The sequence below is a fragment of the Kitasatospora sp. NPDC038210 genome, from assembly GCF_055600605.1.
Window position 1 is genome coordinate 108,328 of the sequence record NZ_JBVJYK010000021.1, and the last position, 11,922, is coordinate 120,249.

The 11,922-nt window shown below is 74.7% G+C and carries 11 protein-coding genes and 1 pseudogene; 4 read left to right on the forward strand and 8 right to left on the reverse strand.

The features are described from left to right. The first annotated feature begins 45 nt into the window (after positions 1 to 45). A complete protein-coding gene (locus ACZ7KX_RS32645; RefSeq protein ID WP_470329610.1) occupies positions 46 to 756 on the forward strand; it encodes an HAD-IIIA family hydrolase in 711 nt (236 codons plus the stop codon). A 133-nt stretch (positions 757 to 889) separates the two neighbouring features. Beyond that, positions 890 to 3,082 (forward strand): catalase, encoded by a 2,193-nt coding sequence (locus ACZ7KX_RS32650; RefSeq protein WP_470329611.1) that lies wholly within the window; start codon positions 890 to 892, stop codon positions 3,080 to 3,082. Positions 3,083 to 3,170: 88 nt separating this feature from the next. Here ACZ7KX_RS32650 and ACZ7KX_RS32655 read toward each other — a convergent pair whose 3' ends face one another. From ACZ7KX_RS32655 to ACZ7KX_RS32680, 6 genes are all read right to left on the reverse strand, one after another. Next, positions 3,171 to 3,896: a GAF and ANTAR domain-containing protein gene (locus tag ACZ7KX_RS32655; protein WP_470329612.1), complete on the reverse strand. Its 726-nt coding sequence runs from the start codon at positions 3,894 to 3,896 to the stop codon at positions 3,171 to 3,173. A gap of 49 nt (positions 3,897 to 3,945) precedes the next feature. Further along, positions 3,946 to 4,701 carry a GAF and ANTAR domain-containing protein gene (locus tag ACZ7KX_RS32660; protein ID WP_470329613.1) on the reverse strand — a complete coding sequence of 252 codons (756 nt, stop codon included), beginning with the start codon at positions 4,699 to 4,701 and terminating at the stop codon, positions 3,946 to 3,948. Between the two features lie 832 nt (positions 4,702 to 5,533). Beyond that, positions 5,534 to 7,897, reverse strand: a complete 2,364-nt coding sequence (locus ACZ7KX_RS32665) for a SpoIIE family protein phosphatase (RefSeq protein WP_470329614.1) — start codon at positions 7,895 to 7,897, stop codon at positions 5,534 to 5,536. A 121-nt stretch (positions 7,898 to 8,018) separates the two neighbouring features. Further along, positions 8,019 to 8,342 carry an STAS domain-containing protein gene (locus ACZ7KX_RS32670; protein WP_470329615.1) on the reverse strand — a complete coding sequence of 108 codons (324 nt, stop codon included), beginning with the start codon at positions 8,340 to 8,342 and terminating at the stop codon, positions 8,019 to 8,021. Between the two features lie 207 nt (positions 8,343 to 8,549). Continuing rightward, positions 8,550 to 8,771: a hypothetical protein gene (locus ACZ7KX_RS32675; RefSeq protein ID WP_470329616.1), complete on the reverse strand. Its 222-nt coding sequence runs from the start codon at positions 8,769 to 8,771 to the stop codon at positions 8,550 to 8,552. A 200-nt stretch (positions 8,772 to 8,971) separates the two neighbouring features. After that, positions 8,972 to 9,130, reverse strand: a complete 159-nt coding sequence (locus tag ACZ7KX_RS32680) for a hypothetical protein (protein WP_470329617.1) — start codon at positions 9,128 to 9,130, stop codon at positions 8,972 to 8,974. A gap of 165 nt (positions 9,131 to 9,295) precedes the next feature. Here ACZ7KX_RS32680 and ACZ7KX_RS32685 point away from each other — a divergent pair, with 165 nt between their 5' ends. Both ACZ7KX_RS32685 and ACZ7KX_RS32690 read left to right on the forward strand, forming a co-directional pair. Beyond that, positions 9,296 to 10,249, forward strand: coding sequence for a TIGR03557 family F420-dependent LLM class oxidoreductase (locus tag ACZ7KX_RS32685; RefSeq protein ID WP_470329618.1), 954 nt, complete (start codon positions 9,296 to 9,298; stop codon positions 10,247 to 10,249). A gap of 135 nt (positions 10,250 to 10,384) precedes the next feature. Beyond that, positions 10,385 to 10,690, forward strand: coding sequence for a hypothetical protein (locus ACZ7KX_RS32690; protein WP_470329619.1), 306 nt, complete (start codon positions 10,385 to 10,387; stop codon positions 10,688 to 10,690). Positions 10,691 to 10,745: 55 nt separating this feature from the next. Here ACZ7KX_RS32690 and ACZ7KX_RS32695 read toward each other — a convergent pair whose 3' ends face one another. Continuing rightward, positions 10,746 to 11,414: an HAD family hydrolase gene (locus ACZ7KX_RS32695; RefSeq protein WP_470329620.1), complete on the reverse strand. Its 669-nt coding sequence runs from the start codon at positions 11,412 to 11,414 to the stop codon at positions 10,746 to 10,748. 14 nt (positions 11,415 to 11,428) lie between these two features. Beyond that, positions 11,429 to 11,575, reverse strand: a pseudogene (locus ACZ7KX_RS32700) (thiamine pyrophosphate-binding protein); the annotation flags it as partial. Between the last annotated feature and the right edge of the window lie 347 nt (positions 11,576 to 11,922).

Consider the following 11,922-nt stretch of genomic DNA (forward strand, 5'->3'; position numbering starts at 1 on the left):
CCGACGGTTCGTTTGCGGGCGCCGACGGCGGCAACCCGCAGGGTCATGGCGTACCTCGCAGAACCCGTACCGACCGTTCCGCAGCCAAGGCCGCCCAGCGGCCCCGCTGAACGGCCCGGCCCCTGGCTGTTCACACGCTCCGCAGCCGTCCGTCCCGCGGCCGACCTTGCCTCGGCCGACCGTGCCGCGGCCGACCGCGCGCGGGGGGACGGCCGAACAGCCGGCCGGCCCACGGGCGCCGTACTGTTCGAGCGCGACGGCACGCTGATCCAGGACGTCTCCTGCAACGGCGACCCCGCCATGGTGCACCCCGCGGCAGGGATCCGCGCCGCGCTCGCGCTCCTGCGCGCGGCGGGGCTGGCACTCGGTGTGGTCAGCAACCAGCCGGGCGTGGCGCGCGGCGTCATCGGGCGCGCGCAGGTCGAGGCCGTCCAGTCCCGGACGGAGGCCCTGCTGGGCCCGTTCGAGCTGTGGGCGGTCTGCCCGCACGGCCCGCACGACGGCTGCGACTGCCACATGCCCGGCACCGCCCTGGTGTCGGAGGCCTGCCGGGCGCTGGGCCTGCCGCCGGCCCGTGTCACGGTGATCGCCCGGAGTGATGCGGCGATCGTGGCAGCGCTGTCCGCGGGCGCCCGCGCGATCCGCGTGCCGGAGCCGGAGCGAGAGGTCGTCGGCGCCTGCCCGCCCTGCACCCTGAGCGCCTGCCGCACCGCCGAGTGCCCGGAAGCGGCAGCCGGCCTGCTGCTGACGCGCTGACGCCGACGGCCGTTTGCCCACCCCGGCACCGGGCAGCCGCCTCGCGGACGCACACCGCGAGAGCTCGGCCCGGCGCTTCGGGCACCGGCCTCAGCCCCAGCCTCAGCCCCGGCCTCAGGATGGAGAACGCGACATGCCCACCCAGCCCGCCAACCCCGGCTCCCCCGAACACCGCCCGCACGCCCCCCTGGTCACCGAGAACCCCGAGCACGGGACCCGCAACCCGGGGCCCCCACCCGACGCATCCGGCCGCGACGCCAAGGACGCCGCGCTCGACGCCTTCCGCGCCCCCGACCCGGACGGACCGCTCACCACCGACCAGGGGGTGCGGATCGACGACACCGACAACTCCCTCGGCGTCGGCGACCGCGGCCCCACCCTGCTGGAGGACTTCCAGCTGCGCGAGAAGCTCACCCACTTCGACCACGAGCGCATCCCGGAGCGGGTGGTGCACGCCCGCGGCGCCGGCGCGTACGGATTCTTCGAACCGTACGAGTCGCTGGCCGAGTTCACCTGCGCCGACTTCCTCCAGGACCCGGACCGCCGAACGCCCGTGTTCGTCCGCTTCTCCACCGTGCAGGGCCCGCGCGGCTCCGCCGACACCGTGCGCGACGTCCGCGGCTTCGCCACCAAGTTCTACACCCGGCACGGCAACTACGACCTGGTCGGGAACAACATGCCGGTGTTCTTCATCCAGGACGCGATCAAGTTCCCCGACTTCGTCCACGCGGTCAAACCCGAGCCGCCGAACGAGATCCCGACCGGCGCCTCCGCGCACGACACGTTCTGGGACTTCTGTTCGCTGCAGCCCGAGTCGACCCACATGCTGATGTGGGTGATGTCCGACCGGGCGATCCCGCGCAGCCTCCGGATGATGCAGGGCTTCGGCGTGCACACCTTCCGCCTGGTGAACGCGGACGGGCGCGGCACCTTCGTGAAGTTCCACTGGCGGCCGCTGCTCGGCGTCTGCTCGCAGGTCTGGGACGAGGCCCAGATCACGGCGGGGCGCGACCCGGACTTCCACCGCCGCGACCTCTGGGAGGCGATCGCGGCCGGCGACTTCCCCGAGTACGAACTCGGCGTCCAACTGATCCCGGAGCAGGACGAGTTCGCCTACCCCTTCGACCTGCTGGACCCGACCAAGCTCGTCCCGGAGGAACTGGTGCCGGTCCGCCCGGTAGGGCGGATGGTGCTGGACCGCAACCCGCAGAACTTCTTCGCCGAGACCGAGCAGGTGGCCTTCCACACCGCCAACATCGTCCCCGGCATCGACTTCACCAACGACCCGCTGCTCCAGGGCCGCAACTTCTCCTACCTCGACACCCAGCTGATCCGCCTCGGCGGCCCCAACTTCGCGCAGCTGCCCGTCAACCGGCCGCTCGCCGAGGTCCGGAACAACCACCGTGACGGCTACGGCCAGCAGGTCGTCCACCCCGGCACCGGCTACGCACCGAACTCCGTCGGCGGCGGCTGCCCGGCAGCCCTGGGCGGCGGACGACTGCCCGACGGCGTCTTCGAGCACTACCAGGAGCGGATCGACGGCGCCGCGATCCGCCGGCGCAGCCCCAGCTTCGCCGACCACTACGGCCAGGCCACGCTGTTCTGGCGCAGCATGGCCGACTGGGAGCAGCGGCACATCGTCGAGGCCTTCTCCTTCGAGCTGGGCAAGGTGGTCGACCGGACGGTGCGGCGCCGCATGGTCGGCAACCTGGCGCACGTCGACCGGGGTCTGGCGGCGGAGGTCGCCCGGCGCATCGGCCTGCCCGAGCCCGCGACGCCGGTCGGGGCCCAGGAGGGCCCGACGGGCGACGCCGCCACCGGTCCGGAGGTCTCCCCTGCCCTGAGCCTGGACAACCTGCGCGGAGCCGGCATCCGCACCCGCAAGGTCGCCGTGCTGATCGCCCCGGGCGTGTACGGCGAGCAGGTCCGTGGCGCGCGCGAGCGGCTGGCCGCCGACGGCGCCACCGTGGAGACGCTGGCCGCGCACGGCGGCCACGTGCCCGCGCGGGACGGCGAGAGTCTGACGGTGGACCGGCCGCTGCCCACCACCGCGTCGGTGCTGTACGACGCCGTGATCGTGCCCGACGGCGGGGAGGGCGGTCTGGTCGCCGACCCGGACGCCGTCCGTTTCCTGGCGGAGGCGCTGCGCCACGGCAAGCCGGTGGCCCTGCTGGGCGCCGCCGCCGAGCTGTTCGGAGCGGCCGGTTACGGGGCCGCGGCCGACCTGGCGGGTGTGGCGGCCCCCGGGCCGGACGAGCAGGCCGGCCCGTCGTTCTGGGAGGGCTTCGCCCGCCTCGTGGAGCAGCACCGCTTCCCGCAGCGCTGACCCGCTCGCGCCGCCCCCCGGCCCGCCGCCCCGTCGATCCCGTCGACCGGGCGGCGGGCCGTCGCGTCAGTCCGTCAGCCCCGTCACGTCACTCCGTCAGCAGGGTGACCGCATCGCTGCGACCGTCGAGGAGCGAGCGGGCGACGTGGGCGACGCCGGTGCCTGTTCGGCGGGCGTGGGCCCGGAGCACCTCGAAGGAGGCGTCCATGTCGAGGCCACCGACCTCGGCCAGCACGCCCTTCGCCCGCTCGACGGAGGTCCGGTCGACGAGCGCGGCGGTGACTTCCTCGGCCGCGATCTGCTCGCGGCCCTGCCGACGCTGCAGCAGGGCGATCACCGCGAGGTCGGCCAACGGTTGCACCACGTCGAAGCCGTCCTGGCCGGGGTCGACGCCTGCCCGGGTGTCGAAGACGTTGAGCGTGCTCAGGGCCCGCCCCTCCAGGCGCAACGGCACCGCCCGCACGGCCCGGAAGCCGAGGTCGAGCGCCGTCGCGCTGAACCGGGGCCAGCGCGCCCGCCCGCGGCGGAGGTCGCGTTCGACGACCACCTCACCCGTGCGCTGGCAGTCCAGGCACGGCCCCTCGCCGGCGGCGATCTGCAACGCCTCCAGTTGACGGACCTGTTCGTCGGAGTAGGCGATGTCGCGGAGGTCGCCGCGACGGTCGGTGACCATGATCCCGGCCCCGGCCGTGCCGCTCAGCACCGTGCAGACCTCGGTCAGCCGGTGGAGGAACTCCACCGCGTCGTAGCCGGGTCCGATCAGCGATTCGGTGAGCCCGGCGAACGCCTCGTTCACGCGGGCCCCGCGTGTCATGACCGCCTCCCCGTCCTGGCTACGCCCGCCGACAGCCCTCGTTCACCCGTCATCGGTCCTCCTCAGTGAAGCGCAGCTGCCGCCGGACCACCTCACGCACAACCTCGTCGATCTCCTGGTCGTGGGCGAAGGCGTGGGCGCGCAGACGGTCGAGGGCCTCCGTCGCCGACGCCCCCAGCTGGACCATGATCATGCCGATCGCCTGGTCCACCTCCACCCCGTTGAGCGGTGCGTCGTCCAGCCAGGGCCGGACCGGCGCCTCGGTGGGTGTGCCCACGAAGGAGCCGACGATGGCCAGGGTGACGGTCGTCGCGGCGACCTGGAGATCAGAGGTCGCCTCGATCCCGGGAACCCCCGGGACGGTGTGGTAGAGGCTGAGGACCCCGATGCAGGACGAACCGAGCTGCAACGGAAGTGCGGAGGCCCGGCGCAGCGGTTCGCCGTACCGCTCGGCCGCGAGCACGCCACCGAGAACGGGCCAGCGGTTCTCGCCGGACGCGAGCAGGTCGTCGACGAGCACCGGGAGACGGCTGCGGAAGGCGTCCACGCCGGGGCCCTCGCCGAGGCTGAACTGCCGCTCCTCCAGCCGACGGGCGCGCTCGTCGCTCGCCCAGACCCCGGCCCTGTGACCGGTGTCGGCCATCAGGCTGATGGCGGCGGCGTCCGTGCCGAGCGCCTCCACGCAGGCAACACAGAGCCGTTCGGGCAACGAGGGGTGGCCCGGGCCGTTGACGGCCTCGACCATGACCTGCGCGATCCGCGTCAGATCGGCCATCTCCGCGCCTCGTTCGTCCTTCTCGTCCACCGTCCTCAGGACGGTACTCGACTGCCGTCTCGATCACATGGCCCGCGGCCGTCGTCATCACCGCAGTACAAGTGCCGCACCCCGTGTGCCGTGGAGCCGACGGCCTCCTTCGTCAAAGGCCGTGCCGTTCCGATGACCACGCGTCTACCCGGGGTTCGGGGGCGCACACGCCGGACACCGGATCCACCGGGCGGGTCCCCGGGCAACGTCGGCGTTTCGCCGGTCCGCTGCGGGCAGCCGCCCGGCGGACACTCCGGACCTCCGGGAGGAATCATGTCCGCCGCCGTTCCCGACCTGCCGACGACACCCACCGCACCGGGATCCGGGTGGCCGCCGTCCCCTCGGGCCACGTGTACGTGCGGCACCTGGCCGCCCTGACCACCCGGGACCCGGTGCGGACCCTTCCGGACCCGACCCCGCGCGGCACCCCTCGCAGCCGGTGGGGCTGGCGGCCGGCCGCCATGCTCGACCCGGCGTACACGTCGATGTGGGGCGATCAGCACTGGCGCAAGCCCCTGACCAGCAACAAGCGAAAGATGTCCCGACACGACGCAGCGAGCGTCGCGATCGGGCGACGCGCCCTCGGGTACCCGATCCGGCGACGGACGGCACCGCCCCACGACGACCGGAGTGATCGTCGCGGGCATCGGACCGCCCGGGCCGGACCGGGTGATCGAGGGCGCGAGGGAACCCGCCCACCCGTCACGGAGCGTGCACACGATGCACGCAGTCGGATCGGGGAACAGTGAACGCGCGAACCCAGCGCATCCAACACCGTTCGGGATGCGCGCAGTTCCGGGAGCCGGCAGCAAATGTCACTCCTGGACACTGTTTAGGAACGGTCGGGGCGCAGGCGTACGGCCAGCAGGCAGCTGTCGTCGGCGGGGTTGGGGCCGCCGAGACGGGTCGCGATGTGGTCGAGGAGGCCCGCCACGCCGGGTGCGGAAGACTCCTCGGCGGCGCGCAGCAACGGGTCGGCGCGGGCGGTTCCGCCCTCGCGGCGGTTGAGCAGCCCGTCGGTCCACAGCAGGACGGTGTCGCCCGGCGCGAGTTCCCGCACGGTGTCGCGGTAGGCCGTCCCGGGGTCAGCGCCGAGGACGGTGCCGGTCGGCCCGTCGGCGAGAACGGCCGTGCCGTCGCGCAGGACGGCCGGCGGGAGGTGGCCGGCGGCCGACCAGGTGAGGGCGCCGGCCGCCGGGTCGAGCAGGCCGCAGACCACGCTGGCGATCCGGCGGCCGTCCTGTTCGCAGAGCAGCGCGTTGAGGGGGGCGAGGGCCCCGGCGGGGCCGGTGGTGGTGCAGAGGCCGCGCAGGGCGTGGCGCAGCTCGGCCATGGCCACGGCGGCGGGCAGGCCGTGCCCGCTGACGTCGCCGACGGCGAGCAGGATCCGGTCTCCGGGAAGCCTTACCAGGTCGTACCAGTCGCCGCCCACCCGCGGGTGGTCCTCGGCGGGGAGGTAGCGGGCCGCGTGATCGAGGCCGAGCGCGGAGGGGTCCGGCCCGGCGGGTGAGGCCATCAGCGCGGTCTGCAGGGTCCGCACGGTCCGGTGCTCGGCTTCGGCCCGGCGCCGCTGCTCGGCCAGTCGCGCCCTGGCGGCCGCCAGGGCCTGCTCGGTGCGGTGCCAGGAGGTGACGTCCTGCAGCACCCCGTGGACGGCGTCGCCCCGGCCGACGGCCCGGTCGGCGGTCGCCTCGGCCGTGACTCGCACCCTGCGCGGCGTGTCGCCGGGCGGCCCGACGTCGAACTCCATCGTGGTCCGCCGTTGACTGCCGGCCAGCCGCCGGGCGAACAGCAGCACGGCCGCGCGGTCGGCCGGGGCGACGCACCGCAGCGCCTCGCCGAGCGGGACGGCGTCCGCGCGGCCGGGGTCGAGGCCGAGCAGCCGCAGCGCCTCCTCGGACAGGTCCAGGCCGGGCTCCCCGGGTGACCAGCGGAAGCTCCCGAGGCCGCTGAGCCGCTGGGCCGCGGCGAGCCGGGCCGCCCCCTCCCCCGCGCCGTCCCGCGGACGCCAGGTGAGCAGCACGCCGTCGAGGAAGGGCACCGCCCGCACGGTCAGCGGGAGGGCGTCGCCGTCGTCGGTGCCGGTGAAGTCCTCGGCCCAGAGCTGCTGGGAGACGCCGGTCGCAGCCGCGTCCAGGATCCGGTCGAACACGCCGGAGACGACCAGCCCGGGATAGAGCTCGCTGAGCCTTCGGCCGGCCGTCGCGTCGACCCTCGCGGCCGGATTGGCGTAGGCGACCCGGAGGTCGGTGATGGCGCCGCCGCCGACGCTCTCGCGCACCGCGGAGAGCAGCAGCACGGGTTCGAACATGGCGTCCATGACCGCGCGGAACCAGTATTCCCCGCCGGGCAGCACCAGGCCCGGCTCCCGGCTGTCGGCCGCGGTCACCCGCAGCAGGTGTCCGGCCACCAGCGGGGACAGCACGTCCACGTAGCGGGTGGCGGCGCGGGCCCGCTCGGGCGGGCCGCCCCAGCCGAGGCTCATCGCGCCGACGATCCGGTCGCCGCGCCGCAGCGGAACGGCACAGGCACTCCGGCCGGGCACGATCCGGCCGGTGTCGGGCCGTTCCGCCCCGGGACGGTCCTGGTCGAACTCCCAGATCATGCCGCCGCCGTGCGCCGCCGTGGCCAGCGGCACGCCCGTCTCCGGCGGGATGCGCTGCCACTGGCTGACCCGGCGCGGGTCCAGCCCGTGGCTGCCGACCAGTGCCAACGCGCCGTCCGGCTCCAACAGCCCGAGCACCACGGCCTGAACGCCGAGTGGCGCCAGGGCCACTTCGTGCAGCAGCCGGGCGAGCTCGTCGGGGGTGTCGGCACTGGCGAGCCCCGAGGCGGCCAGGTGGTACCGGGCGGCCAGTCCGGGCACCGGGGTGAGCCGTGGCGCACCCGGTGGGCCGGGGGCCAGCCGGGTCTCCGCGGGCGGAGCCTCAGCCGGTGCGGTGACGGGGGGCGCGGGAGCGGTGGCCGCGACCTCCTCCAGCGGGGCCGCGAGCCCGAGCATCCCGGCGGCGATGTCCACCAGCTTGCGATTGCTGTCCTGGGAGAGCCGTACCAGATGGGCGAACGCCTCGTCCGGCGTGCAGCCGAGCCGTTCGGTCAGCATGCCCTTGGCCTGCTCGATGACGCCACGGCTGCGCATGGCCCGACGCAGCCCCTCCGCCTCGGCGCGCAGCCGGTCCACTGCCTCACGCAGCACGGCCGTCTCCTCACCGGGCGCCGGTGTCCCGGCGGGGGCCGGTGTCTCGGCGGGCCGTGCCTCGGCGGGCCTTGCCTCGGCGGGCCTTGCCTCGGCGGGCCGTGTCTCGGGGGGCTCGACGTCACTCACAGGCCGCCGCCACATCCGGGTAGAGCGGCAACAGCGACTCCACCCCGGTCAACTCGATCACGTCCCGGACCCTGGGCGCCGCGGCCGCGAGCCGTAGCGCCCCCCGCCCCTCCCGGGCCCGCCGGGCCGCGCCGAGCAGGGCGTTGAGTCCCGTGGAGTCGACGAAGCCGACAGCCCCGAGGTCCACCACCACCCGGGCCGGCCCACCGTCCAGCAGGACTTCGAGCAGCCCGCGGACCTCCCGCGCGGCGAAGTCGTCCAGATCCCCGCTGAGCGGGACGACGGTCCAGCCGTTGACTTCGGGAAAGTCCTGCATGTCAGCCGTCCTCGGCGCCGTGCCCCGGTCCGCTTCCGCGTCCAGCGTAGGTCCGCCCCCCGCCGGGGTGCGAGCCGCCGGCGGGGTCTGGGCAGCCATCGACCCGCTGGACCACCCGGTCCACGTGACGGCCGCCGGGGGCGCGGGCCGGTGCGGCTGGACGTCCGGTGCGGTTGGACGCGCAGCGCCCGGCCCACCCCGTGCGGTTCAGTCCTCGCGTTCGGACGGGCGCGGTCCGGTGGCCTGCTCGCCCACCGGCTTGCCGGCCCGAACCGTCCTGACGGTGTGCGGTGCCTCGGCCGCCTCCGGCTGCTCCTCGGCCCGGGGCCGCTCGGACGTCGAGTCCTCCTCGCGCCGCACGTCCTCGGGGCGCGCGTTTTCGTGGTGCAGGGGGACGCCGCCGGCGCCGCCCTGGGGTGTGTCGTCCATGACTCGCTCCTCAGGCGATGGCATCGGTTCGAAGGCCGCCGGATCGGAGGCCGCCGCGGCATCCGATCTGGGCCGGGTAGCGGGCGGCGCGGGCGCCGTGTCCGACGCCGGGCCAGCGGCGGCCCGGGCGGTGGCGGGCCGGCCGCCGGACGGCACGCAACGGCTGGACGGAGGCGCCGGGCGTCCCGGACCGCACCTGTTCAGTCCTCGCCGAGGACGGCGTAGTTCTCCGCATCGCCCTGCTCCCTGCTGTCGTCGGCCGGTGCGCCCGACGGCCGGGAGCAGAGCGACCGGTCGGGTTCAGGCCTGGCGGGTGCACGGACCGCTCCGGCCGGATCGCCGCTTTCGCGCGCGTCCATGGCGGCCACCTCCGAGCTTGCACGGCGCCCCCGGTGGGCGCCTGGGACGAGATCGGCTACCCGGTGCCGGTGCGACGAAACGGCCGTGAGGTTTCGCCCGGCGCTGCCCGGTTAGCCGCGTCGGCGGAGGAGACCGAGGGACCGCACCGACGAACCGAGGCTGCCATGACCGCGTTCGGCTACTTCCTGTCCTGCGAGGAGTTCACCCCCGCCCAACTGGTCGAACAGGCCCGGCTGGCGGAGCGGGCCGGCTTCACCCGGCTCGCGATCTCCGACCACTTCCACCCGTGGAACGACGCCCAGGGCAGCAGTCCCTTCGTCTGGGGCGTGGTCGGCGCGCTGTCCCAGGTCACCGCGCTGCCGGTGACCACCCTGGTCACCTGTCCGACCGTCCGGCTGCACCCGGCGGTGACGGCCCAGGCGGCGGCCACCGCCGACGCCCAGCTGCCGGGGGGCTTCCGGCTGGGGGTGGGCACCGGGGAGGCGCTCAACGAGCACGTGCTGGGCGACCGCTGGCCGGTCTTCGAGCAGCGGGCCGAGATGCTGGAGGAAGCCGTCGCGGTGATGCGGGAGCTGTTCACCGGCGAACAGGTCTCCCACCGCGGCGTGTACTACACCGTCGAGAACGCCCGGCTCTACACCCCGCCGAAGAGGAACCGCCTGCCCGTGTACGTGTCGGCGTTCGGCCCGAAGGCCGCCGAGACGGCGGCGCGGTACGCGGACGGGCTCGTCACCATGCGGCCGGACACCGACCTGATACGACGTTACCGGGCGGCCGGCGGCGAAGGGCCCGTACTCGGCGGGGTCAAGGTCTGCTGGTCCGAGGACCGTGCGCGGGCGGTGAAGACCGCCCACCGGCTGTGGCCGAGCGAACTGCTGCCGGGCGAACTCGCCCAGGTCCTCCCCACCCCGACCCACTTCGAGCAGGCCACCGAGTTGGTCACCGAGGAGCAGGTGGCCCGGTCCTTCACCTGCGGGAACGACCCCCGGGAGCACGCCGACCGGCTGCGCGGCTACGTCGAGGCGGGCTTCGACGAGGTCTACACCGGCCAGATCGGCCCGGAGCAGGAGGGCTTCTTCGCCTTCTACCGCGAGCAGGTCCTGCCGCTGCTCCACTGACCTGCGGGGAGCTGGCGTCAGGACCTTCAAGCCTTCGAGTCTGCGCGAGTACGCCCTCCTCGCCGACGGCGAGCGCGGCGCGCCGGCCGGCCCCTCCGGCGACTGCTCTTCGCCGCGGCCGCCCGGCACGGCCGGATGGACGCCGACGCCCGCCGCGCGGTGCGCACCGCCGCCGGGACGATCGCCCGCCGCTGGCGCGAACCCGACTGCGGCATCTGGGAGTTGGACCGATGCCGGTGGACGCGCAGCCGACTGATCTGCGCCGCCGGGCTGCGCGCGGTGGCCCACTCGGCGGCCGCTCGGCTGGCCGACGCACCGGACGCGCTCGCCGCCCGGGGGGCCGGGCTCGCCGACAGGACAGCAGCGCGGCAACCTGCCGCAGCCTTCGTGCACGCGATGCTGCTGGAGAGCGCCGCCCGCCTGGCCGGGGCGGCCTGCTGACGGCCGGGCGCGTACACCCGGTCCGGGCGCTACGGCCGGGCGCCACTGTCAAGCTCTACGGCCGGGCGAGCAGGCTGCCGTCCAGGCCCTCCAGTAGTTCGGCGGTGTCCCGGTGCACCTCGGCGGCACCTGCGCCGAAGAGTTCACGCCCGTCGAAGCCGCCGCTCTCCACGGCGATGCAGGGCACCTCGGCCCGGCCCGCCGAGGCGACGTCCCAGACCGTGTCACCGACGAACACGGCGTGGTCCGGGTGGCCGCCGACGCGGTCCAGGGCGGCCCGGACGAGGTCCGGGGCGGGCTTGGTGGCGGCCACGTCGTCGGCGGAGGTGACGGCCGTGATCGCGTCGTCGGCGTCGAGCGCGCCCCTCAGGGCGGTCAGCTCGCGCTCGGAGGCGGAGCTCGCCAGCACCACCTCCCAGCCCCGCCCCGCACAGGCGCGGAGCAGCTCGGCGGCGCGCGGCAGCGGCCGGACGACCGGCCAGAAGCGGGCGTAGAGGGCGTCGTGCGCCCGGGCGATCGCCTCGTCGTCGGCGTGCTCCCGGTCGGGCCCGAGCAGGTGGTCCAGCAGCTGGTCGGCGCCCATGCCGACGGCCCGGTGCACCCGGGCGGCGGGAACCGTCCGGTCGTACTGCCGCAGGGCCTCCCACCAGGCCAAGGTGTGAAGGTAGCCGGTGTCCAGCAGGGTGCCGTCCACGTCGAAGAGTGCGGCTGCGGTCCTGGTCATGGGGGTCTCCTTTGCCGGGCCTGAACGAACACCGGGCGGTTGTCGGCCCGGCCCCAGGCCGAGAGCAGTCCGTTGATGCCGTCACCCGGATAACCGAAGACGTGTTCGACGCCCCAGGCCCGCAGCCTTTCCAGGATGTGATCGGAAACCTTCGGGGACACGACATGCTCCTTCACGACGATTCACGACGAACGATTCACGACGAACGATTCACGTCGGACTTCACGGCGGACTTCACGGCGTTCACGTCGGACTTCACGACGGACTCGCGGCGAAGCCCCGCAACGCGGCTATCCGTCACGGTGGGCGGGAAACACGTGCCGGCCGGGAAATCCGTTCCGGCCGGGACCGGGGGTGTGCCGGTTCAGCCCTCCGGGCCGGCGGTGCCCCCTGGCGGCGGCTCCGCCCATCCCGGGGCGTCCTGGTCCTCAAGCTGCTCGCGCAGCCGGGTCAGGGTGGCGGCGAGCAGTCGGGAGACGTGCATCTGGGAGACGCCGATCCGGTCGGC